The 24566-nt window shown below is 71.2% G+C and carries 16 protein-coding genes; 1 reads left to right on the top strand and 15 read right to left on the bottom strand.

Annotated features, from left to right (window positions below; genetic code table 11):
* Positions 1 to 52: 52 nt before the first annotated feature.
* From IE178_RS01975 to IE178_RS01965, 3 genes are all read right to left on the bottom strand, one after another.
* A complete protein-coding gene (locus tag IE178_RS01975; protein ID WP_193511059.1) occupies positions 53 to 4258 on the bottom strand; it encodes an Rne/Rng family ribonuclease in 4206 nt (1401 codons plus the stop codon).
* A gap of 261 nt (positions 4259 to 4519) precedes the next feature.
* On the bottom strand, positions 4520 to 5341 hold the full coding sequence (locus IE178_RS01970) for a TIGR03936 family radical SAM-associated protein (protein ID WP_184760631.1): 822 nt from the start codon (positions 5339 to 5341) through the stop codon (positions 4520 to 4522).
* 48 nt (positions 5342 to 5389) lie between these two features.
* Complete coding sequence (locus tag IE178_RS01965; RefSeq protein WP_193511058.1) at positions 5390 to 6499, bottom strand: hypothetical protein; 1110 nt, start codon at positions 6497 to 6499, stop codon at positions 5390 to 5392.
* Between the two features lie 271 nt (positions 6500 to 6770).
* Between IE178_RS01965 and IE178_RS01960 the strand changes: the two genes are divergently transcribed.
* Entirely contained in the window at positions 6771 to 7568 is a 798-nt protein-coding gene (locus tag IE178_RS01960) for a hypothetical protein (protein WP_193511057.1), read from the top strand.
* A 167-nt stretch (positions 7569 to 7735) separates the two neighbouring features.
* On the opposite strand, the gene IE178_RS01955 is transcribed toward IE178_RS01960, so the two are convergent.
* The 12 genes from IE178_RS01955 to IE178_RS01900 form a co-directional block, all read right to left on the bottom strand.
* On the bottom strand, positions 7736 to 9709 hold the full coding sequence (locus tag IE178_RS01955) for a TIGR03960 family B12-binding radical SAM protein (protein WP_193511056.1): 1974 nt from the start codon (positions 9707 to 9709) through the stop codon (positions 7736 to 7738).
* Positions 9710 to 9811: 102 nt separating this feature from the next.
* A complete protein-coding gene (locus tag IE178_RS01950; RefSeq protein ID WP_193511055.1) occupies positions 9812 to 11323 on the bottom strand; it encodes a CYTH and CHAD domain-containing protein in 1512 nt (503 codons plus the stop codon).
* Positions 11324 to 11510: 187 nt separating this feature from the next.
* Positions 11511 to 12713 (bottom strand): rod shape-determining protein RodA, encoded by a 1203-nt coding sequence (rodA, locus tag IE178_RS01945; RefSeq protein ID WP_184760626.1) that lies wholly within the window; start codon positions 12711 to 12713, stop codon positions 11511 to 11513.
* Complete coding sequence (gene mrdA, locus IE178_RS01940) at positions 12710 to 15046, bottom strand: penicillin-binding protein 2 (protein ID WP_318279784.1); 2337 nt, start codon at positions 15044 to 15046, stop codon at positions 12710 to 12712. Before mrdA ends, rodA begins: the two co-directional genes overlap by 4 nt.
* A 115-nt stretch (positions 15047 to 15161) precedes the next feature.
* Positions 15162 to 15830 (bottom strand): rod shape-determining protein MreD, encoded by a 669-nt coding sequence (mreD, locus tag IE178_RS01935; protein ID WP_193511054.1) that lies wholly within the window; start codon positions 15828 to 15830, stop codon positions 15162 to 15164.
* A 14-nt stretch (positions 15831 to 15844) separates the two neighbouring features.
* A complete protein-coding gene (gene mreC, locus IE178_RS01930) occupies positions 15845 to 16786 on the bottom strand; it encodes a rod shape-determining protein MreC (protein ID WP_184760624.1) in 942 nt (313 codons plus the stop codon).
* A gap of 171 nt (positions 16787 to 16957) precedes the next feature.
* Positions 16958 to 17977, bottom strand: a complete 1020-nt coding sequence (locus tag IE178_RS01925) for a rod shape-determining protein (protein ID WP_142195489.1) — start codon at positions 17975 to 17977, stop codon at positions 16958 to 16960.
* A 304-nt stretch (positions 17978 to 18281) separates the two neighbouring features.
* Positions 18282 to 18695, bottom strand: a complete 414-nt coding sequence (gene ndk / locus IE178_RS01920; protein WP_184760623.1) for a nucleoside-diphosphate kinase — start codon at positions 18693 to 18695, stop codon at positions 18282 to 18284.
* Positions 18696 to 18760: 65 nt separating this feature from the next.
* Positions 18761 to 19111, bottom strand: a complete 351-nt coding sequence (locus IE178_RS01915) for a DUF4233 domain-containing protein (RefSeq protein WP_184760622.1) — start codon at positions 19109 to 19111, stop codon at positions 18761 to 18763.
* A gap of 4 nt (positions 19112 to 19115) precedes the next feature.
* Entirely contained in the window at positions 19116 to 20636 is a 1521-nt protein-coding gene (gene folC, locus IE178_RS01910) for a bifunctional tetrahydrofolate synthase/dihydrofolate synthase (protein WP_184760621.1), read from the bottom strand.
* A gap of 55 nt (positions 20637 to 20691) precedes the next feature.
* Positions 20692 to 21741 (bottom strand): acyltransferase, encoded by a 1050-nt coding sequence (locus IE178_RS01905; protein ID WP_193511053.1) that lies wholly within the window; start codon positions 21739 to 21741, stop codon positions 20692 to 20694.
* Positions 21742 to 21886: 145 nt separating this feature from the next.
* Positions 21887 to 24511, bottom strand: coding sequence for a valine--tRNA ligase (locus tag IE178_RS01900; RefSeq protein ID WP_193511052.1), 2625 nt, complete (start codon positions 24509 to 24511; stop codon positions 21887 to 21889).
* Between the last annotated feature and the right edge of the window lie 55 nt (positions 24512 to 24566).

Below are 24566 nucleotides of genomic sequence, written 5' to 3'. Positions count from 1 at the left end.
CCGCCCCCGGCGGGAGCCGGGGGCGGATCACGATCTTCGAACGATGCGGCGGTCAGTCCTCCGTCGAGGCCGTCACCGACGACGACGGCTGCTGGGCCGCGGCCGCGGTCTTCTTCGACGCCGTCTTCTTCGCGGTCGTCTTGGCGGCGGCCGTCTTGGTGGTCTTCGCCGCCTTCTTGGCCGTCGTCTTCTTGGCGGCGGTCTTCTTCGCCGTCGTCTTCTTCGTGGCGGCCTTCTTCGCCGTGGCCTTCTTGGCCGCCTTGCGGGCGGTCTTCTTGGCCGGAGCGGCCTCCTCGGCGGCGGCCTCCTCGGCGGCGGGCGCCTCCTCGGCCTCCCCGGCAGGCGCCTGCTCCTCCGCCGGGGCCGACGCGACGACCACGACGGCCGCCTCCTCGGACGCGGTGGACGTGCTCGGCTTGCGCACCGCGCGGCGGCGCGGGCGCACCGGGGCCTCGGGCTCGGGCTCGGCGGGTGCCTCGGACGGCGCCGCCTGCGCGGGCTTCGGCTCGGGCGCTTCGGCGACCGTGGCCGCGGGCTCCGCGACCGTCACCACCGCGGCCTCCGCTCCCGCCGGGGAACCGGCCGGCGCGGACGCCTTGCGGGTGGCCCGGCGACGCGTACGGCCCTTGGGCGCGGCCTCCTCGGCGACCGGCTCGGCAACCACCGCGTCCTCGACGGCCGCGGGCTCGGCCAGTGCCTCGGCGGCCGACTCCGGCTGCACCGGACGCGCGGCCTCCTCGGCGACCGTCACGTCCTGAGCCGTCGGGGCACCGACCGCGACCTCCTCGGCGGCCTCGACCTTCGCCGCCCGCTCCGCCTTCTCGGTCTCCTCGGCCCGCTGCCGGTCGGCCCTGGCCTCCCGCTTCGGCGCGCCCGCAGGGGCCGACACCCGCCGGCTCGCCCGGCGGCGCGTGCGCCCACGGGTGGCCGCGGCCTCCGCCTCGGCGGCGCTGCTGTACAGCTCCTCGTCCGGGACGAACTCGGGTGCCGGAAGCGCGACCGGCGCGGCGGCCTCGGCGGCGACCTCGGCCACCGTCTCCGCCTCCGCCTCCTCCTCGGCCGTCTCGAAGCCCGCGACGGCCTCGTGCTCGTGCGGCTGCTCCGCCGCACCGGCACGCGCCCGCTTCCTGCGCTTGCCCCCACCGCCGACGGCGGCGGGCTGGTCCAGGTGCACGATGACACCGCGCCCGTTGCAGTGGACGCAGGTCTCCGAGAAGGACTCCAGCAGACCCTGGCCGACCCGCTTGCGGGTCATCTGGACCAGGCCCAGCGAGGTCACCTCGGCGACCTGGTGCTTCGTACGGTCGCGGCCCAGGCACTCCAGCAGGCGCCGCAGCACCAGGTCCCGGTTGGACTCCAGCACCATGTCGATGAAGTCGATCACGATGATGCCGCCGAGGTCGCGCAGCCGCAGCTGACGCACGATCTCCTCGGCCGCCTCCAGGTTGTTCCTGGTGACCGTCTCCTCGAGGTTGCCGCCCTGACCGGTGAACTTGCCGGTGTTGACGTCGATGACGATCATCGCCTCGGTCCGGTCGATCACCAGCGAACCGCCGCTGGGCAGCCAGACCTTGCGGTCCAGCGCCTTGGCGAGCTGCTCGTCGATCCGGTACGTGGCGAAGACGTCGACCTCGCTGGTCCACCTCTGCAGCCGGCCCGTCAGGTCCGGCGCGACGTGCGCGACGTAACCGTGGACGGTCTCCCAGGCCTCGTCACCGCTGACGACGACCTTGGTGAAGTCCTCGTTGAAGATGTCCCGCACGACCCGGACGGTCATGTCCGGCTCGCCGTACAGCAGCGTCGGCGCGTTGCCGCCGTTCTTGGACTTCTTCTTGATCTCCTCCCACTGCGCCTGGAGCCGCTCGACGTCCCGGCGCAGCTCGTCCTCGCTCGCGCCCTCGGCGGCGGTGCGCACGATGACGCCCGCGTCCTCGGGAACGACCTTCTTGAGGATGCTCTTCAGCCGGGCCCGTTCGGTGTCGGGCAGCTTGCGGCTGATGCCGGTCATCGAGCCCTCGGGGACGTACACGAGGTAGCGGCCCGGGAGGGAGACCTGGCTGGTGAGGCGGGCGCCCTTGTGGCCGATCGGGTCCTTGGTCACCTGGACCAGGACCGACTGGCCCGACTTCAGCGCGGATTCGATACGGCGCGGGCCACCCGACATGCCGAGCGCCTCGAAGTTGACCTCACCGGCGTAGAGCACGGCGTTGCGGCCCTTGCCGATGTCGATGAAGGCGGCCTCCATCGACGGCAGCACGTTCTGCACCTTGCCGAGGTAGACGTTCCCGACGTACGAGGTCGCCTGCTCCTTGTTGACGTAGTGCTCGACGAGCACGCCGTCCTCCAGGACGCCGATCTGCGTACGGTCGCCGTGCTGGCGGACCACCATGACGCGCTCGACGGCCTCGCGGCGGGCCAGGAACTCCGCCTCGGTGATGATCGGCACCCGGCGGCGGCCCTGCTCGCGGCCCTCGCGGCGGCGCTGCTTCTTCGCCTCCAGACGCGTGGAGCCCTTGATGGACTGCACCTCGTCCGACGGCTCGGCGGCCTTGCGCGGCTCGCGCACCTTGACGACGGTGCGCTCGGGGTCGTCGGAGGCGGGCTCGGCCTCGCCACCGCTGTCGCCGGCCCGGCGACGACGGCGACGACGGCGCCGGCTGCTGCTGGATCCGGCCCCGGAGTCCTCGCGGTCCTCGGCCGACTCGTCCTCGGCGTCTTCCTCGTCCTGCTCGGCGGTGTCCTCGGCGTCCTGGGCGGCCTGTTCGGCGGAGACCCGCTCGGTGTCGGCGTCCCCGGGCTCGCCGCCCTCGGCGTCGGTCTCGGCGGACTCACCGCGCCGGCGGCGACGGCCACCGCGGCGACGGCGCCGGCGCGAACCGGCGGCCTCGTTGTCGTCCTGGTCCTCGGCGTCGGCGATGTCCTCGGCCGACTCCTCGGCCTCCTCCGCCTCGTCCTCGGCCCGGACCTCGGGAGCGGCCTCGGCGGCCGGCACGGCCTCCTCGCCCGCGCCCCGGCGCCGACGACGGCGACGGGAGGCGGTGGGCTGCTCCTCCGGCAGCTCCTCCGCGAGCCCCTCGGTCTCCTCCGGCTCCACCGGTTCGGCGACCTCGGCCGCGGCTTCGGCGGCGGCCCGCTCCGGGGTCTGGAAGCGGGGCTGGGTGAACACCGGCGGCTGGAACACCGCGACGGCGGGACGCGCGGGGCGCCGCGGCGAGGTCTCCGCCTCGGCGGGCTCGGCGGCCGGGGCGGCCTGCGCGGAACGCGCGGGCTCGGCGAACCCGGCGGCGGCCTTGCGGACCACCCGACGACGGCGCCGCGGAGCGGCATCGTCCGCGGGGGCCTCGGCACTCTCGGGGGCCTGCGCGGCTTCCGGAGCCTGCGCGGCCTCGGGAGCCTGCGCGGCCTCGGAGGTCTTCGCGGCCTTGGCCGCCCGCGCGGCCCTGGTCCTCTTCCTCGGGCCGGCCTCCACGGCGGGCGCCTCGGCGGTCTCCGAAGGATTCTGCGCCGTCTCCACCGTCTCCGCGGGGGTCTCGGCCACTGCGGCCTCCTCGGCGGCGGCCGGGGCGGCCTGCGCGGACTCGCCCGCGTCACCCTCCCCGGCGGTCACCGGCGCACCGGCGGGTGCGGAAGCACGCCGCGAGGTGCGACGCCGGGTGCGGCGCGGAGCCGCGTCCTCGGACGCTTCGGCGGATTCGGGGGCTTCGGCAGCCGCCACGGGGGCCTCGGCGGACGCCACCGGCTCCGCCTCCGCGGCGCTCCGCGCGGTCTCGGCGGCGGTCTCCGCCGGCGAGGTCACGCTGCGCGTCGCCCGACGGCGGGTACGCCGGGGAGCGGCGTCCTCGGAGGTGTCGGCGGCGACGGCGGCCTGTTCGGCGACCGGAGTGGTCTCCGCTGCGGCCTGCGCCGCCGGGACGACGGTCTCGGCGGCCTCCGCCGACGCCGGTGCCCCGGCGGGCGCGGCCGCACGGCGGACCACACGGCGACGCCGAGGCGCGGCGGACGCGGCCTCGGCCTCCTTCTCGGCGCTGCCCTGCTCCTGCTCCACGAGCTCAGCGGGCTCGGGAGTCTCAGGGGCGTCGGCATCCCCGGCGGCCTCCGCGGCCGGTATGGCCGGTGCGACGGTCTCGGCCGTCGCCTCGGCCGCCCCGGCGGGTGGGCCCGCCGGACGCGACGCGGCACGACGCCGCCGCCGCGGCGGCAGGGTGTCGCTCGGAGTGTTCAGTTCGGAGCCCTCGGTGGGCTCGATCGGTTCGAGCATGCGGGCGTTTCTCCCGTCAGGCTCCCGGGCGCCGCACTCGGTCCGGCGATGCCGGTGACGTCCGCGGCTCGCGCGATGCGCGTCTGCCGCCGTCCGGGGCGCGGGCGCCGCACGGGAGCTCTCTGTGTCCTGTCTCACCGGTTCCGTACGCCGAATGCGTACGGCCTGGCGAAAGTCTTCTGGTCGGTGCGCTGCCCGACCCAGGTGGCTCCCGAGGTCGAGGGCGGCGCTTACGACGTCCGTCCCTACGCGGGACCTTCCTTACGCCGGCGCCGTCGCGGCGGCAGTGGCGCCGGCCGGTTGCGGCTCGGTCGCTGCTGCCTCGCGGTCGGGCGCGAGCGGGTCGGTCACCGTGCCGGTCTCTTCATCGAACAGCCCCTGCGCCAGCCTGGTCACCGCTGCGGGGACCGGCGGCGCCAGGTCGGCCACGGCGCGGAGACCGGACAGGACGTCGTCGGGTCGTACGGCAGGCGTCACGTGCCGAACAACCAGCCGCAGTATCGCACAGGGCTGGTCGGTCGGCCCAGCAAGGAGCGCGTCATCAGCCGCTCCGGTGGAGCCGACGCTCGCGTCGGGCTGCGACGAGTGCGTTTCCGCGCTCTCCAGCCCCGCGACCGCCGAACGGGCGTCGAAGGTGCGGACGCCGTTCTTGGTCAGGCGCTGGACCTCCACGGTCTCGGCCGCGTTGAAGGCGTCCACCGCTCGGCGGGCGTCCTCGGGAGCGACGCCGTCCAGCCGCAGCTCCCACACGGAGGCCGTCAGCCGGTCGGCGAGCCCCGACGTGCGGGCCTCGACCGCCTCGACGATGTCGAGCCCGTCGGGCAGCGACTCGTCGAGAAGGGCCCGGAGCCGCTCGGGGTCGCGCGGCTCGGTGAGCGCGATCTCCAGGTACTCCGCCTCACTGCCCGTGCCGGTGGGTGCGGCATTGGCGTACGACACCTTCGGATGCGGCGTGAACCCTGCCGAGTAGGCCATCGGCACCTCGGCACGGCGCAACGCACGCTCGAAGGCGCGCTGGAAGTCACGGTGGCTGGTGAACCGGAGGCGGCCGCGCTTGGTGTAGCGCAGTCGGATGCGCTGCACCGCGGGTGCGGGCGGCGGGCCTTCGGGCTGTCGCTTGCCCAGTGTCGTTCAGTCCTTCGTGAGAGCGGTCGTACTGCTACCAAGAGTACGTGTCTCCGGGCCGGTAGGTTCCCCGCGGTGCGCGAGCTGCGGTTTCCTCGGTTCGGCGACGCGTTCGGCGACGCGTTCGGCGACAGGTTCACCTGCCGGTTCACCGAGCAGCATCCGGCGGAAGTCGGCGCGGGCCTGCCGCGCCGACGCGCGGGCGGCGGCCAGGGCCTGCCGGCCGGCCCGCCCCGCCGCGCGCGCGGCCTCGGCGACGGGCCGCAGCACGGTGTCGCGCACCACATGCCCCACGGGGGTCAGCACACTCCGGTACACCCACCGCACCGGCTCCACGAAGACCCACCGGAACACCGACCCGAGGAACCGTCCGACGGCGAGCGAGAGGTGCCCGGCGACCCGCCAGGCATGCCCGAGGGCGGCCCCGACCTCCCGCGCGACGACGGCGAGCACCCGCCCCACGGGCACCAGGACCCAGCGCCACACCGCCGACGCGGGCAGCACCACCAGGATCCGGGTGATCCAGTACAAGGCCGTGCCGATCCCCGTGACGATCAACGTCACCAGCCACACGAGCCCCTTGCCGCACCACACGACTCCCTTGCCGCACCAGGCGATCGCATGCCCCACCGGTGTGAGAACCCACCGGTACACCCCCACCGAGGGCACGACGACGAGATACCGCCCCAGCCACGCCAGCCCCGTCCACACCCCGGCGCCGATCGCGGCGAGCACCTGTCCGGCCGGAGTGAGCACGCGCACGTACACCCACGCAAGCGCATGACCAAGGGGGATCAGCACATATCGGTAGAACGCCAGGACGGGAAGGACGACCACCACCTTCCCGAGCCAGGCCAGCCCCTTGCCCAACGGCACGAGGACATACCGCCACAGCCCCACGAACGGCCACACGAACACCGCCCGCCCCACCCACAGCAGCACCCGCCCCAGGGGCCGGAACACGGTGTCGCCCAAGAACCGCCCGGCGACGACCACCGCGTCCCACGCCATCCGCACCGGCACGACCAGCACGAGCACCACGATCCGCACAGGGAGGCGGACCGCCACGACGAGACACCCCTCGCCCGCGGGCGCCGACGACTTCTCGAGATCCATACCGGCGAAGACGCACAAACGGTCCGCCCGGATCCCGCACCCATCGGACCGTGCCCCTCATATGCTGAACGCCGATCCCAAAAACGGAATGGCGAGACTTTATACAAAACAATTGTCACTACAGCCGTTCACTCATTTGCCACGCATCCAAGTGAAACACCCGCCGTTAGTCGCTGTATGACGAAGGCAAGCAGGTCAGGGCCGCTCGAACTGCACGTCGCAGAACCGCTCTTGGGTGATCCGCACGCCGACCCGATGAATCAATCGTGACATGAATGATGAACGCTACGACCATCCCTGGTACAGCGCCGACGTCTCGAACCCATTCGACGGAGCGGGCACCGGACGGCACCGGGCAGGAGCCGTCTACGCGGAGTCCATGGAACCGGCCGTCCCCCCCTGGGACCCGGCCGAAGAACTCGCCTATCTGCTCCAGGAGGCCCGCGGCGAGGAGTACGGCCGGCCCTTCCCGCAGACCCGCGAGGAGGCCTCGGTCACCGCACCTCCCGCCGGCAGCCCCATGGGCAACCTGCAGGAGATCACGGCCGAACTGCCACCCCTGCGCGCGGCCCCGCGCGGCCATCGCAAACTCACCCCACGCAAACTCACCCCACGCAAACGCCCCGACGCCGTACGACTCGCCAGCTACGTCATCGCAGCCCTGGCAGCGGTCACCGTGTCGATGGTGAGCGTCTTCAGCGGTGTGGTCACCTACGAGCCGCTGCTCCTCGTCACCACGGCACGCAGCAGCGGCAGTTCATCGGCCTGGTGGCCCGTACTCGTCTACGGCCCCTGGCTGGCGGGATCGCTGTCCATCCTCCGCGCGGCACTGCACCAACGACGCGCCCTGCACTCGTGGTTCGTCGTGCTGCTCTTCTCGTCCGTCGCGGTACTCCTCTGCGCCGTCCAGGCCCCCCGGACCATCACCGACACGGCCGCCGCCGCGCTCCCGGGAGTCGCCGCCCTCACCTGTTTCCAGCAACTGGTCCGCCAGATCACCCTGACCCGCCCACCCCGGCGCACCGCACCGCGCCACCGCGTACGCCAGTACCGGCGCGACCTCCCCTAGAACCGGCGTCACGACAGGGAAGCGGCCCCCACCGTCCGGCGGGGGCCGCTTCGCTGCTTGGTGTTAGTGCGGCCGCGTGGGGCCAGGGCTCGCAGGACGTCTCAGGGGCTCAGCGGGCCATCCAGCTGTGTCCGGACCGCCCTCGTGCGTCGACCGCCACGCTCACGTCAGTGTGCGTGGCCGCTCGGCGTCGGCGCGGCGTTCTTGACCGTCAGAGGCAGCAGCTTCTTGCCCGTCGGACCGATCTGGATGCTCGTGTCCATCTGAGGACACACCCCGCAGTCGAAGCACGGGGTCCAGCGGCAGTCCTCGACCTCCGTCTCGTCGAGGGCGTCCTGCCAGTCCTCCCAGAGCCAGTCCTTGTCGAGACCCGAGTCGAGGTGGTCCCAGGGCAGGACCTCCTCGTAGGTGCGCTCGCGGGTGGTGTACCAGTCGACGTCGACGCCGAACTCCGCCAGCGCCTTGTCCGCGCAGCTCATCCAGCGGTCGTACGAGAAGTGCTCGCGCCAGCCGTCGAAGCGGCCGCCGTCCTCGTAGACCGCGCGGATGACCGCGCCGATGCGGCGGTCGCCGCGGGAGAGCAGGCCCTCGACGATGCCGGGCTTGCCGTCGTGGTAGCGGAAGCCGATGGAGCGGCCGTACTTCTTGTCGCCGCGGATCTTGTCGCGGAGCTTGGCGAGACGCTCGTCCGTCTGCTCGGCGGAGAGCTGGGGCGCCCACTGGAAGGGGGTGTGCGGCTTGGGGACGAAGCCGCCGATGGAGACCGTGCAGCGGATGTCGTTGGAGCCGGAGACCTCGCGGCCCTTGGCGATCACGCGGGTGGCCATGTCGGCGATCTGGAGGACGTCGTCGTCGGTCTCGGTGGGCAGGCCGCACATGAAGTACAGCTTCACCTGGCGCCAGCCGTTGCCGTAGGCGGTGGAGACGGTCCGGATGAGGTCGTCCTCGGAGACCATCTTGTTGATGACCTTGCGGATGCGCTCCGAGCCGCCCTCCGGGGCGAAGGTCAGGCCCGAGCGGCGGCCGTTGCGGGTCAGCTCGTTCGCCAGGTCGATGTTGAAGGCGTCGACACGGGTGGAGGGGAGGGAGAGGCCGATCTTGTCCTCCTCGTAGCGGTCGGCCAGTCCCTTGGCGACGTCGCCGATCTCCGAGTGGTCGGCGGAGGACAGGGAGAGCAGGCCGACCTCTTCGAAGCCGGTCGCCTTCAGGCCCTTGTCGACCATCTCGCCGATGCCGGTGATCGAACGCTCGCGCACCGGGCGGGTGATCATGCCGGCCTGGCAGAAGCGGCAGCCGCGGGTGCAGCCGCGGAAGATCTCCACCGACATGCGCTCGTGGACCGTCTCGGCGAGGGGGACGAGGGGCTGCTTGGGGTAGGGCCACTCGTCGAGGTCCATCACCGTGTGCTTGGAGACGCGCCACGGCACGCCCGAGCGGTTCGGTACGACACGGGCGATACGGCCGTCGGGGAGGTACTCGACGTCGTAGAAGCCGGGGACGTACACGCCGCCGGTCTTCGCCAGGCGCAGGAGGAGTTCCTCGCGGCCGCCGGGGCGGCCCTCCTCCTTCCAGGCGCGGATGATCCGCGTGACCTCCAGGACCGCCTGCTCGCCGTCGCCGATGATCGCGCAGTCGATGAAGTCGGCGATCGGCTCGGGGTTGAAGGCGGCGTGGCCGCCGGCCATGACGATCGGGTCGTCCAGGCCGCGGTCCTTGGACTCCAGCGGGATGCCGGCCAGGTCCAGGGCGGTCAGCATGTTGGTGTAGCCGAGCTCGGTGGAGAAGCTCAGGCCGAAGACGTCGAAGGCCTTCACCGGGCGGTGGCTGTCGACCGTGAACTGCGGGACGCCGTGCTCCCGCATCAGCGCCTCGAGGTCCGGCCAGACGCTGTAGGTGCGCTCGGCGAGGACTCCGTCCTGCTCGTTGAGGACCTCGTAGAGGATCATGACGCCCTGGTTGGGCAGTCCGACCTCGTACGCGTCGGGGTACATGAGCGCCCAGCGGACGTCGCAGCTGTCCCACGGCTTGACCGTGGAGTTGAGCTCTCCGCCGACGTACTGGATCGGCTTCTGCACATGCGGGAGCAGAGCTTCGAGCTGTGGAAACACAGACTTCACAGACTCGGCGGCTTCGGCAGGCATCTCGCGAACCTTCGTGTGCTGACTGGGGGTCCCCCCGGCCGATGGCTGGAGGGCGGGTGACCACCCAGACTAACGCGGCCGGGCGGGTTCCCCGTACGCCGATCAGAGGGCGGTGTTCTTCCTGATCGACGTCCAGGTTCCGGGGAGGGCGGCCTCGGCGAGTTCCGCGCGGCGTTCCTCGCGGCCGTGGAGGAGGCCGTGGGTGAAGGCGCTCTCGCCCGCCGCGTGGGCGACGGCGGCCAGCTCGCGCAGGGTCTGGCGGGCCATGACGCTGTCCTGGTGGTCGCCGAGCAGGCTCTGCAGCGACTTCATGGACTTGACGAGGTTCTTCGCGGGTTTGCCGAGGGCGGGGGTGGCGGCCTCGGCCGCGTACCGGGTGCGCTTGCTCTTCTTGCGGGCCTCGTGCAGGGCGATGTCGCGGTCCTGCCCGGGCGGGAGGCCGAGGGCGTGGGTGACGAGGCGGGTGAGCTTGTCGAAGTCCTTGCGTACGGCCTTGGCGAGCGGCTTGCCGGGGTCGGCGCCGGCCTTCTCGCGCAGTGGCGGGTCGGCCGACAGGGCGTCCAGGGTGTCGAGCAGGGCGAGGTAGCGGCGGGAGTCGAGGATCTTGGTGAGCCGGCCGTGGGCCGAGCTGTGGCGGGCCTCGGACCATGTGGTGAGCCGGTCGGCGATGGGGCCGGAGACGAGGGTGGCGGGCAGGTCGTTGAGGGCCGTGGTGAGGCGTTCGGCGAGTACCTCCTGGTCGCGGTCCAGGCCCAGCTCGCCGGCCAGCCATTTCAGGTCGGCGCCGATGGGGTCGGTGATCTCGCGGTCGAGGAGGGCGCGGAAGGTGCCGAGGGTGCTGCGCAGGCGGCGGGTGGCGACTCTCATGCGGTGCACGGAGTCGGGCATGTCCTGGCGTACGGCGGGGTCGAGTTCGACGAGGGCGTCCCGCTGCTCGCGGACGTAGGCCAGGACGTGGTCGCCGGCGGTGACGGGTTTGCGGGGCACTCGTGGCCCGCGGGGGTGCGCTTTCGTGGGGGGTGCCGTCTCGGCCAGGGCCCTGGCGAGTTTCGAGGGCGACTTCGAGGGGCGTACACCGGCCTTGCGCAGGCGTTTGTCCACCTTGTCGAGGAAGGCGGGGTCGCCGTCGTCGGCGAGTTCGACCTCGATCTCGGTCCACTGGACGGTGCCGCCGTTGCCGGTGAGGCGTTCGGCGTGGACGGCGTCGACGCCGACCTCGGCGAGCAGTCGGCCGTCGGCGTCGACCAGGTGGCGTATTTCGCGGTCGGAGCGCAGCCGGACGACGGGCCGCAGTGCGCCGTCGCGGACGCGGGAACGGACGAGCGCGGCGAGCCGGTCCGGGACGGTGTCGGAGAGCGGGGCGTGGATCTCGTCGCGCACTCCTGGGGCGACGGGGAGCTTCAGGTGCCAGCCGGCGTCGGATCCACCGGTGCGGCGGCGCAGGGTGACGGCGGACGCGGCCAGTCGTTCGTCGGCGGTGTCGTGGTAGGTGGCGTCGAGGTGGGCGACGCCCTTGTCGAGGACGGAGGCGACGCCGGGGACATGGGTCAGGTCGGGCAGCCCGCTGTCGTCGGACTCGTACTTTCGCTCGATCTCGCGCTTGATGTCCGCCATGAACCGAATGTAGTCGCCCTGGGTGCGGAAGGGCAGTGGGTGGCTCCGCGCCGGTGACGCGAGGGGTCGCGCGGATGTCCGTGACGCGAGGGGTCACGCGGACGTCCGTGACGCGAGGGGTCACGCGGACGTCCGTGACGTGACGGCCGCGCGGACGTCCGTGGCACGGGGGCCGCGCGGCCGGTGGTCACGCGGACATCGGCCGTTGCACCCGGATCGACTGCAGCAGGCCCACGGCCAGCCATACGGCGAACATCGACGAGCCGCCGTAGGACACGAAGGGCAGGGGCAGGCCGGTGACCGGCATGATGCCGAGGGTCATGCCGATGTTCTCGAAGGACTGGAAGGCGAGCCAGGCGACGATGCCGGCGGCGACGATGGTGCCGTACAGGTCGGTGGTGTCGCGGGCGATGCGGCAGGCGCGCCAGAGGATGATGCCGAGCAGGGCGATGATCAGTGCGCCGCCGACGAAGCCGAGTTCCTCACCGGCGACGGTGAAGACGAAGTCGGTCTGTTGCTCGGGCACGAACTGGCCGGTGGTCTGGGAGCCGTGGAAGAGGCCGGAGCCGGTGAGTCCGCCGGAGCCGATGGCGATGCGGGCCTGGTTGGTGTTGTAGCCGACGCCTGCGGGGTCGAGCTCGGGGTTGGCGAAGGCGGCGAAGCGGTTGATCTGGTACTCGTCGAGGATCCCGAGTTGCCAGACGGTGACCGCGCCGATGGCGCCGGCGCTCAACAGGCCGAAGACCCAGCGGTTGGTGGCGCCGGAGGCGAGCAGCACGCCGAGCACGATGATGACCATGACCATGACCGACCCGAGGTCGGGCATGAGCATCACGATCAGCATGGGGACGACGGCCAGCCCGAGGGCCTGGAGGACGGTGCGGTGGTCGGGGTACGGCTTGTCGCCCGCGTCGACGCGGGCGGCGAGCAGCATCGCCATGCCCAGGATGATCGTGATCTTCACGAACTCGGAGGGCTGGAGGGAGAAGCCGCCGGGGAGCTTGATCCAGGAGTGGGCGCCGTTGATGGTGGAGCCCAGGGGTGTGAGCACCAGCAGGATCAGCAGGAGCGAGACGCCGTACAGCAGGGGTACGGCCGTGCGCAGGGCGCGGTGGCCGAGCCAGACGGTGCCGATCATCAGGGCCAGCCCGATGCCGGTGTTCAGCCAGTGCCGGACGAGGAAGTAGTAGGGGTCGCCCTGGTTGAGTTCGGTGCGGTTGCGGGTGGCCGAGTAGACCAGGAGCGAGCCCAGCAGGGACAGGGCGGTCGCGGAGAGCAGTATCGGCCAGTCGAGGCGGCGGGCGAGGGAGTCGCGGGCGAAGACCCGTGTCCAGCCGGCCCGCTCGGGTCCGTATCCGGAGACCTGGAAGCTGTTGACGCCGCCGGTCATGTCGCCGTCCTCCGCGTCGCGGTGCCGCGGCGCCGGTGGTGGGCGCGGTCGCGGTGGCGGCCGTCAGCGGGGCGTGGTCCGCCGCCCCGTCGTCGCTCGCGGCGGCGGGTGTCGCGGTTGCCGATCTCCGGTGAGGGGGCCGTGGCCGCCTGCTGGTCGGCGGGGTCGTCCTGGCCGTCCTGCGGGGTGGTGGCCCGGGCGTCGGGCGAGGGGCTCACCCGGTCCTTGGCGGGGTCCTTGGAGATCTTCGGGGACTTGATGGTGCCGTCGGTGCGGACCGTGGGGAGGTTCTTCTGCGGCTGGGACAGCAGTGCCTTCTTCTTGTCGATCCCCCCTTCCTCGGAGACGCCGTACAGGGCGTTGTAGATGTTGCGTACGGCGGGGCCCGAGGCGCCGGAGCCGGTACCACCCTGGGAGATCGTCATGACGATCGAGTAGTCCTTGGTGTAGGTGGCGAACCATGAGGTGGTCTGCTTGCCGTGGACCTCGGCGGTACCGGTCTTGGCGTGCATCGGGATCTCGTCCTGTGGCCAGCCCCCGAATCGCCACGCGGCCGTGCCGCGGGTGGCGACTCCTTCGAGGGCTGCGTCTATCTGGCCGAGGGTCTTCTTCGACATGGGCAGCTTGCCGTGCGACTGGGGCTCGAGCTCCGTGACGGACTTGCCGTCGGGGCTGATGACGGCCTTGCCGACGGAGGGGTTGTAGAGGGTGCCGCCGTTGGAGATGGCGGCGTAGATGGTGGCCATCTGGATGGGGGTGACGAGGGTGTCGCCCTGGCCGATGGAGTAGTTGACGGAGTCACCGGCGCGCAGCCGGTTGCCCTCGAGGCAGTTCTCGTAGGCGATGCGCTCGACGTAGCTGCCGTCCTTCTTGCCGGACTTGCACCAGGCGTCCTTGTTCGCCGTCCAGTAGTCCTTCTTCCACTGGCGGTCGGGGACGCGGCCGGTGACCTCGTTGGGCAGGTCGATGCCGGTTTCCTCGCCGAGGCCGAACTGGTGGGCGGTCTTGTAGAACCAGTCGTTGGCGTTCTTCTTCGGCTTGTTGCCGCCGTCCCGCTTCCATTCCTGGTGGGAGAGGCTGTAGAAGACGGTGTCGCAGGAGACTTCCAGGGCCCGGCCGAGGCTGATGGGGCCGTGGTTCTGGGACTCGAAGTTCTTGAAGACCTGCCCGCCGATGGAGTACGAGCTGGAGCAGTTGTAGGGGCCTTCGAAGGAGTATCCGGCGTTGATCGCGGCGGCGGTCGGGATCACCTTGAAGATGGAGCCGGGTGCCGACTGGCCCTGGATGGCGCGGTTGAGCAGCGGGTAGTTGGACTTCTTGCCGGTGAGGTTGGCGTAGTCCTTGGCGGAGATGCCGCCGACCCAGGCGTTGGGGTCGTAGGTCGGGTTGGAGGCCATGGCGACGACACGGCCGGTCTTGGCCTCCATGACGACGACGGCTCCGGAGTCTGCCTCGTAGTTGCGGTTGGTGTTGCGGTCGTGTTCCTTGCGGGCGGCCTTCATGGCCTCGTTCAGCTCGTACTCGGCGATGCGCTGGACGCGGGAGTCGATGCTGGTGACGAGGTTGGCGCCGGGCTGGGCGGGGTCGGACTCGGCCGTGCCGATGACGCGGCCGAGGTTGTCGACCTCGTAGCGGGTGACGCCGGCCTTGCCGCGCAGCTGTTTGTCGTACTGGCGCTCCAGTCCGGAGCGGCCGACCATGTCGGAGCGCAGGTAGGGCGAGCTGGTGTCCTGGGCCTGCTGGATCTCCTCGTCGGTGACGGGCGAGAGGTAGCCGAGGACCTGGGCGGTGTTGGCCTTGCCGGGGCTCGGGTAGCGGCGCAGGGCCTGCGGCTCGGCGGTGATGCCGGGGAAGTCCTCGGCGCGCTCGCGGATCTGCAGGGCCTGCTTGGCGGTGGCCTCGTCGGTGATGGGGATGGGCTGGTACGGCGAGCCGTTCCAGCAGGGCTGGGGGGTCTCGGCGTCGCACAGCCGGACCTTCTGCATGACCTCCTCGGGGGTCATGCCGAGGACGTCGGCGAGCTTGGTGAGGACCGCCTTGCCGTCGTCCTTCATCTTCAGGAGGTCGGTGCGGGAGGCGGAGACGACCAGCCGGGTCTCGTTGTCGGCGAGGGCCACGCCGCGCGCGTCCAGGATGGAGCCGCGGACAGCGGGCTGGACGACCTGCTGGACGTGGTTGCCGGAGGCCTCCTTGGCGTACTGGTCGCCCTCGCGGATCTGGAGGTACCACAGGCGCCCGCCGAGGGTGCCGAGGAGGGAGATGACGAGCACCTGGATGACGACGAGCCGGATCTGGACCCGCGGGTTGCGGCCGGTCTCGGGGATGTTGGTCACGCGGTTTCCTCCCCCTCTCGGAGTGCGTACGAGTGTGTGGGTACGAGTGATGAACGGCCGGTCCGCGTCCCGGGTTTCCGTCCTCGATCACTCGTTGTGGTGAAGTGTGGCGAGGTCACAGGCGCTTGACCCCCTTGATGCGTCCGGCGCGGGCCCCCCGGGCCCGGGCCGCCTTGGCCCGCAGTCCGTTCCGCTGGCCGCCGATGCGCAGTCCGGTGCCGCCGGAGAGCCAGCCGGTCGAGATGTCGCCGGACTTGGCGGAACCGGTCTCGGCGAGCGGGTCGTTCTCGGCGCGCCGGGCCAGGGCCATGACGCCGGGGACGACGAACGGGGCGAGCAGCAGGTCGTACAGCGCGGCGGTGAACAGCAGTCCGCCCAGGCCGACATGGCGGGCGGCGGTGTCGCCGACGAGGGCGCCGACACCGGCGTAGAGCAGGGTGGAGCCGATCGCGGCGGCGACCACCACGGCCATGGGGCCGGTGGCCGACTTGACCTTCCCGGTCTCGGGTTTGACGAGTCCGGCCAGGTAGCCGATGACGCACAGCACGAGGGCGTAGCGGCCGGCGGCGTGGTCGGCGGGCGGGGCGAGGTCGGCGAGGAGTCCGGCGGCGAAGCCGACGAGGGCGCCGCCGACATGACCGTAGACCAGGGCGAGGCCGAGGACGGTGAGCAGCAGCAGGTCGGGGACGGCGCCCGGGAGGTGGAGGCGGGCGAGGACGCTCACCTGGATCACCAGGGCGACGACGATCAGCGAGCTGGACAGCAGGATCCGGTTGACGCGCATGGGGGTGACAGCTCCTACTGCTCTTGCTGGTACTGGCCGTCGGCAGGGGCGGAGGGCGTGACGGTCACCGTCACGGTCGGGGTGGGCGTCGGCTCGGGCTTCTTGGGCAGCACCGTGTCACGCGGGTCCTTCTCGGGGGCCTGGACGACGACGCCGACGACATCGAGCTTGCTGAAGGCGACGAACGGCGTGACGTAGAGGGTGCGGGTGAGGTCGCCGCCGGAGGGGTCGACGCGGGAGACGACACCGACGGGGACGCCGGGCACGAACGGCTTGTCGGCCTGCGAGCCGAAGGTGACCAGGCGGTCGCCCTTCTTGATCTCGGCCTTGCTGTTGAGCAGTTCGACGCGCAGCGGGCGGTCGCCCTGGCCGGAGGCGAAGCCGAGTTCGTCACCGGCTTCCATGCGGGTGCCGACGGTGAAGTCGGGGTCGCTGGCGAGCAGGACGGTGGCGGTGTTCGGCCCGACGGTGGTGACGCGGCCGACGAGTCCGTCGCCGTTGAGGACGGTCATGTCGCGCTTGATGCCGTCGTTGGCGCCGACGTCGATGGTGATGGTCCAGGAGAAGCCCTGGGCCGCCCCTATGGCGATGACTTGGGCGCCCTTGATGCCGTACTGGCCCCGGCCGGAGATCTTCAGCAGTTTGTCGAGCTGCTCGAGGCGGCTGCGGCCGCGGTCGTCGCTGCCGAGTTCGGCCTTGAGCGCGGCGTTCTCCCGCTCCAGTTCGGCGAGCCGGTCGTGCCGGTCGCCGGATTCGCGGACGGCGGAGACGGCGTTGCCGATCGGGTCGACCGCGCTGGACACGCCGTTCTCGATCGGGCCGAAGACGGTCGCCGCCGCCTGCCGGGCACCGTCGACCGGTGAATCCTCCCCGCCGCGGATGTCCACCGTGATCAGTGCGAACGCGATGGCGATCAGCAGCACCAGGAGCAGCCGGCTCTCTCGTGTGTCCCTCACGTGCGGCGGCCGTGCCTTCCTCGTCGAAAAACGGATTTGAGGTGTCGGTTGTTCAGTTCTCCGGCGATATGTGCCGGGCTTTCGAGGCGTTGCGGGAGAGCTTATGCCTCGATATCAGCGATCCGCCGTACGAGAGAAGAACGTCCCGTACGGCGGAATCGAAGAGTTGAGTCATCTGCGGGGCTGGGCGTCCAGCACCTGCTGCAGCGCTTCGAACTCCTCTACGCACTTGCCGGAGCCGAGCGCGACGCTGTCCAGCGGGTCCTCGGCGATGTGGATCGGCATGCCCGTCTCCCGGCGCAGCCGCTCGTCGAGTCCGCGCAGCAGTGCTCCGCCGCCGGTCAGAACGATTCCTCGGTCCATGATGTCGCCGGACAGCTCCGGCGGGCACTTGTCGAGGGTCGTCTTGACGGCGTCGACGATGGCGTTGACCGGCTCCTCGATCGCCTTGCGCACTTCGGCGGCGGAGACCACCACGGTCTTCGGCAGTCCGGAGACGAGGTCCCGGCCGCGGATTTCGGTGTGCTCGTCAGTGTCGAGTTCGTACGCCGAACCGATCGTGATCTTGATCTGTTCGGCCGTCCGCTCACCCAGCAGGAGCGAGTACTCCTTCTTGATGTGCTGGATGATCGCGTTGTCCAGCTCGTCGCCCGCGACGCGGATGGACTGGGCGGTGACGATGCCGCCGAGGGAGATGACCGCGACCTCCGTGGTGCCGCCGCCGATGTCCACCACCATGTTGCCGGTGGCCTCGTGGACCGGCAGTCCGGAGCCGATGGCGGCGGCCATGGGCTCCTCGATGATGTGCACCTGGCGGGCGCCGGCCTGGGACGACGCCTCGATGACGGCGCGGCGCTCGACGCCGGTGATGCCCGAGGGCACACAGACCACGACCCGCGGGCGAGCCAGGTACCGGCGCTTGTGGATCTTCAGGATGAAGTAGCGGAGCATCCGCTCGGTGATCTCGAAGTCGGCGATGACGCCGTCCTTCAGCGGACGTACGGCGACGATGTTGCCGGGTGTGCGCCCGATCATCTTCTTCGCTTCGGCACCGACCGCGAGGATGCCACCGGTATTGGTGTTGATCGCGACGACGGACGGCTCGTTGAGTACGATCCCACGACCCCTGACGTACACCAGCGTGTTGGCGGTCCCGAGGTCGACAGCCATGTCACGGCCGATGAACGACATTGAGTTCCCCATCAGGATTCGTCTGGCCTCCCCACAAGCTTTTGAGGGCTTTTCAGGTTGGCGAGGTGGGTGCGGTGACGTGAAGGCTTCCATGGTAGACGCGCCTTCGCGAACACCGCGCGAGGGTCTTCGCCATTGTCATCAGATGGCGTGCGCCCCTGCTTGTGGAGACGGGCCATCGGGGGCATCCGTTCCCCCGAACGCCGTGCATATGCCAAAAATGGCCCGGGGGCAAAGCCCCCAGACCATCCGACAGACGGCAAACGCGCTGAACGCGGCCGCGACGTGATCGTTATCCGCGAGGTTACGCGCGACCGGGGAAGAAGATCTTCACCTCACGCTCGGCGGACTCCTCGGAGTCGGAGGCGTGGATCAGGTTCTCCCGGACGATCACACCGAAGTCGCCGCGGATCGAGCCCGGCGCGGCGGCGATCGGGTCGGTGGGACCGGCCAGTTGGCGCACTCCCTCGATGACCCGCTCCCCCTCGACGATCATCGCCACGACCGGGCCGGAGGCCATGAACTCCACCAGCGGCTCGTAGAACGGCTTGCCCTTGTGCTCGCCGTAGTGCTGCTCCAGCGTGTCCTGGTCCAGGGTGCGCAGCTCCAGCGCCGTGATCCGCCAGCCGGCCTTGCGCTCGATACGGCTGATGATCTCGCCGGTCAGGCCGCGACGGACCGCGTCGGGCTTGAGCAGGACGAGGGTGCGCTGGGTCACGACGGAGCTCCTTGTGCGTGAAGTTGTGCGGGGAGATGAGGTTACCGGGCGTGTCGGGGCAGCTGTCACGCAGCGTCAGGCCGGTCGGCGGCGGCGGCGAAACGGGCCTTCGCTTCGTCCACCTTCCGGCCGAAGTGCACCGATGCCCACCACAGCACCGCGAAGAGCACGCCCATGAAGAACATCAGCGGGACGAACACACCGGAGGCGACGAGGGCGATCTGGAACGCCCAGCCGAGGGCCACCCCGCCGGGCCGGGTGATCACCCCGCACAGGGCCACCGACAGGAACATCGCGACACCGCAGACCGTCCACACCGTGGCGGTGGCCAGGTCCGGGTCCTTCATCGCGACCAGCCCGGCGAATCCGATGATGAAGAACTCGCCGATCAGCGTCGAGGCGCAGAGCGTACGCACGGTGTCAGCCCCTCCCCAGGAGCAGTCGGGCCTCGCCGACGGTGATGACGGAACCGGTGACGAGCACACCGCCGCCCGCGAACTCGCCCTCCTCCTCGGCCAGCGTGATCGCGGCCTCCAGCGCGTCGGGCAGCCGCGGCTCGACCTGGACGCGGTCCTCGCCGAACACCTCGACGGCGATCGCGGCCAGCTCGTCGGCGTCCATCGCGCGGTGGCTGGAGTTGCGGGTGACGACGACCTCGGCGAAGACCGGCTCGAACGCCTCCAGCAGCCCGCGCACGTTCTTGTCGCCGCTCGCGCCGACCACGCCGATGAGCCGGCTGAACTGGAACGCCTCCCCGAGCGCCTCGGCCGCCGCCCGCGCGCCCGCCGGGTTGTGGGCGGCGTCCAGGACGACGGTCGGTGAGCGCCGCACGACCTCCAGCCGGCCCGGGGAGGTGACGGCGGCGAAGGCCTTGCGGACGGTGTCCATGTCGAGCTGCCCGTCACGCTCCGCGCCGACACCGAAGAACGCCTCCACGGCGGCGAGCGCCACGGCCGCGTTGTGCGCCTGGTGGGCGCCGTGCAGCGGCAGATACACCTCGGGGTACTCGCCGCCGAGTCCGCGCAGCGTCACCAGCTGGCCGCCGACCGCGACCTGCCGGGCGACGACGCCAAACTCCAGGCCTTCCCGGGCCACCGTCGCGTCGACCTCGACGGCCTTCTTCAGCAGGACCTGCGCCGCGTCGACGGGCTGCTGGGCCATGATCACCGTGGCGTCCGGCTTGACGATGCCGGCCTTCTCGCCGGCGATCTCACCGGGTGTGCTGCCGAGCCGGTCGGTGTGGTCGAGGTCGATCGGCGTCACCACGGCGACGCTCCCGTCGATCACATTGGTCGCGTCCCAGCTGCCGCCCATGCCGACCTCGACGACGGCCACGTCCACGGGCGCGTCCGCGAAGGCGGCATACGCCATGCCGGTCAGCACTTCGAAGAAGGACAGCCGGTACTCCTGCCGGGAGTCGACCATCTCGATGTACGGCTTGATGTCCTGGTACGTCTCCACGAACCGCTCGGCGGGGATCGGCGCCCCGTCGAGGCTGATCCGCTCCGTGATCGACTGGACGTGCGGCGAGGTGTACCGCCCGGTGCGCAGCTCGAAGGCGCCGAGCAGGGCCTCGATCATGCGGGCGGTGGAGGTCTTGCCGTTGGTGCCGGTGATGTGGATCGAGGGGTACGACCGCTGCGGCTCGCCCAGCACGTCCATCAGCGCGGAGATGCGGCTGACGGAGGGCTCCAGCTTGGTCTCGCCCCAGCGGGTGGCGAGGTCCGCCTCGACCTCGCGCAGGGCCTTGTCGACCTCGGGGTCCTCGGGGCGGGCGGGTACGTCCGCCTGCGGCAGCCCGCCCTGCGTGCGCAGGGTGCGGCTGCCGGCCTCGATCACCGCCAGGTCGGGGTCGCGGCGGGTCTCCTCCTCGACGAGCTCCGCGAACTCGTCAAAGGTGTCGTCCGGGTCGGGACCTGCTGATTCTGGGCGCTCGCTCACGGTACCCAGTCTACGGAGCGGCGCGGGCGGCGCCGGGCGGGCCCGGTGCCCCGGGTCAGCCGAGCCATTTCCGCATCCCCAGCCGGCCCCACAGGACGCTCGCGGCGAAGGACAGCGCGGCGGCGGCCACCGCCGTCACGGCGAGCGCCACGGGCGCCGCGAACCCGTGCGGGACCCGTTCCGCGACCGGCCTGACCAGCAGCATCACGAACAGCAGATGCACCAGGTACGTCCCGAACGACGCGTCCGACAGCCGCCCCAGCACCGCCCGCACCCTCTGGGGCACCCGCACCCCGGCCACCGCGCCGAGCACGGCGAAGGTCAGCGCGGCCACCGCCGCGCTCCCGTACGCGGCGGGGTGCCGCACGGTGAACTGGTACAGGGTGAGGGCGACGAGCGCGACCGCGGCGGCCGCGATCCACAGCGGGCGCGGGCCGAGCCGCCGGGCGGCGAGCAGGGCGGCGCCCGCCACCGCGTAACCCAGGGAGGACAGCGACACGCTCCAGTCCCACGGGGGCAGCGGCAGCCCGGTGAGGGTCCGGGCGTCCCCGACGACCGCCGGTGCGACGGCGAACGCGGCGAGCAGCAGCAGCGACCGGCGGGGCGTGGCGCGCCGCTGGAGGACGAGCGCGGCGACGCCGAGGAGCAGGAGCAGCGGTACGTAGGCGTAGAGGTACCAGAGGTGGAAGGCGGCCTCCACCGAGCCGAAGAGGGCCCGTACCGCCTCCTTGACGCCGCCGTTCAGGGGTGGCCCCGCCACGTACTGCCAGAGGAGATAGACCGCCGTCCACACCGCCATCGGGCGCAGGATCCGTCCGAGCCGGGTGAGGAGGTGGGCGTCGCCGCGCACCGGCGAGCCCGCCAGTGCCGACCAGCCCGCCATCGCGAAGAACACGGGCACGGCGAACCGGCTGACCGAGTCGCCGAGGACGCCGGTCGTACGGTGGCCGGCGTCGATGAACTCGCCGGAGGCGTGCACCAGCACGACGGCGGCGGTGCACAGGACGCGCAGGAGGTCGATGTCGTACCGCCGGTCCCGGCCGGGTCTGCCCTGCGCGGTTCCTGCGGCGGGCGGTGCGGCGGTCGGGGGCGCGGTGCGGGGCATCGTGGGGGTGCTCCTGAGGGCGTCGGCCTGGCGGTGGGCGAAGCCGCAGGTTCCCCCGGGCGGGTTACGCGCCGGCCACCACGACGTGAACGGCCCCCGGCCGGGAGGTCTCCGGTCGGGGGCCGCGGGTGGTCCGTCTCGGCCGTCAGGCGCTGGGCAGGCGCTCCAGCTGGGTCCGGATGCGGGTGATGTCCTCCTCCGCCTTGGCCAGCCTCGTGCGGATCTTGTCCACGACGTGGTCCGGCGCCTTCGCCAGGAACGCCTCGTTGCCGAGCTTCGCCGTCGCCTGCGCCTTCTCCTTCTCCGCCGCGGCGAGGTCCTTCGCGAGTCGCTTCCGCTCGGCGGCCACGTCGATCACACCGGACAGGTCAAGGGCGACCTCGACGCCCCCGACCGGGAGGGTCGCCGTCGCGGTGAAGGAGTCGCCCTCCGGCTGGAGGCGCAGCAGTTGCCGGATGGCCGGCTCGTGGGCGGCGAGCTCCGTACCGCCGAGGGTCAGCCGGGCCGGGACCCGCTGCCCCGGCTGGAGACCCTGGTCGGCACGGAACCGGCGCACCTCGGTGATGACCGACTGGAGCGTGGCGATCTCCCGCTCGGCGTCGGCGTCCCGGAAGCCGCTGTCCTTCGGCCACTCGGCGACGACCACCGACTCGCCGCCCGTCAGGGTCGTCCACAGCGTCTCGGTGACGAACGGGACCACCGGGTGCAGCAGCCGCAGCGTGACGTCGAGGACCTCACCGAGGACGCGCTTGCTGACCTCGGCCGGTTCGCCGCCCGCCTGGAAGGTGGTCTTGGACAGCTCGACGTACCAGTCGAAGACCTCGTCCCAGGCGAAGTGGAACAGCGCGTCCGACAGCTTGGCGAACTGGAAGTCGTCGTAGTACGCGTCGACTTCGGCGACGACCGTGTTCAGCCGGGACAGGATCCAGCGGTCGGTGGACGACATCTTCGACGCGTCCGGCAGCGGGCCCTCGACCGTGGCGCCGTTCATCAGCGCGAAGCGGGTCGCGTTCCAGATCTTGTTGGCGAAGTTGCGCGAGCCCTGGACCCAGTCCTCGCCGATCGGCACGTCGACACCCGGGTTGGCGCCGCGCGCGAGCGTGAAGCGGAGGGCGTCGCTGCCGTACTTGTCCATCCAGTCCAGCGGGTTGACCGCGTTGCCGAAGGACTTCGACATCTTCTTGCCGAACTGGTCGCGGACCATGCCGTGCAGGGCGATGGTGTGGAACGGCGGGGTGCCGTCCATCGCGTACAGGCCGAACATCATCATCCGGGCGACCCAGAAGAAGAGGATGTCGTAGCCGGTGACCAGGACGGAGTTCGGGTAGAACTTCGCGAGCGACTCGGTCTGTTCCGGCCAGCCGAGGGTGGAGAACGGCCACAGGCCGGAGGAGAACCAGGTGTCGAGGACGTCGGAGTCCTGGTGCCAGCCCTCGCCGCTCGGCGCCTCGTCGTCCGGTCCGACGCAGACGACCTCGCCGTTCGGCCCGTACCAGACCGGGATGCGGTGGCCCCACCACAACTGCCGCGAGATGCACCAGTCGTGGAGGTTGTCGACCCAGTCGAAGTACCGCTTCTCCATCTCCTGCGGGTGGATCTTGACGCGGCCGTCGCGGACCGCGTCACCGGCGGCCTTCGCCAGCGGGCCGACCTTGACCCACCACTGCATGGACAGGCGCGGCTCGATGGTGGTCTTGCAGCGCGAGCAGTGGCCGACGGAGTGGACGTAGGGCCGCTTCTCGGCGACGATCCGGCCCTCGGCGCGCAGCGCGGCGACGATGGCGGAGCGCGCCTCGAGGCGGTCCAGGCCCTGGAAGGGGCCGTGCGCGGTGATGACGGCGTGCTCGTCCATCACGGTGAGGGACGGCAGGTCGTGGCGCCGGCCGATCTCGAAGTCGTTCGGGTCGTGGGCCGGGGTCACCTTGACGGCACCGGTGCCGAACTCGGGGTCGACGTGCTCGTCGGCGACGACCGGGATGGACCGGTCCGTCAGCGGCAGGTTGATGAGCTTGCCGACGAGGTGCTTGTAGCGCTCGTCGTCGGGGTGAACGGCGACGGCCGTGTCACCCAGCATGGTCTCCGCGCGGGTGGTGGCGACGACGATGGTGTCGTCCCCGTCGCCGTACTTCATGGAGACGAGCTCGCCGTCGTCGTCCTGGTAGTCGACCTCGATGTCGGAGATCGCGGTCAGACAGCGCGGGCACCAGTTGATGATGCGCTCGGCGCGGTAGATCAGCTCGTCGTCGTAGAGCCGCTTGAAGATGGTCTGGACGGCCCTGGACAGGCCCTCGTCCATGGTGAAGCGCTCACGCGTCCAGGCGACGCCGTCACCGAGGCGCCGCATCTGTCCGCTGATCTGCCCGCCGGACTCGCCTTTCCACTGCCAGACCCGCTCGACGAAGGCCTCGCGGCCGAGGTCGTGGCGGGACTTGCCCTCCTTGCCGAGCTCCCGCTCGACGACGTTCTGCGTGGCGATACCGGCGTGGTCCATGCCGGGCTGCCACAGCGTCTCGAAACCCTGCATCCGCTTGCGGCGCGTCAGGGCGTCGATGAGGGTGTGCTCGAAGGCGTGCCCGAGGTGCAGGCTGCCCGTGACGTTCGGCGGCGGGATGACGACCGTGTACGGAGGCTTGTCGCTCTTGGCGTCGGCCTCGAAGTAACCCCGCTCCACCCAGCGCTCGTACAGCGGCCCCTCTACATCGGCCGGCGCGTACTGGGTCGGCAGTTCGGTCGTGGGCGCTGGTTGCGGCTGCTGAGAGTTCTCGGTCACGGGGGTCAGTTTAGAGGCGTCACAGCCCTGACCCGAAACGCGATTTCCTTTGTAA

The organism is Streptomyces griseoloalbus, assembly GCA_014650015.1.
In the GTDB taxonomy this organism is placed as follows: domain Bacteria; phylum Actinomycetota; class Actinomycetes; order Streptomycetales; family Streptomycetaceae; genus Streptomyces; species Streptomyces griseoloalbus.
This window is presented reverse-complemented; position numbering and strand designations above follow the sequence as displayed.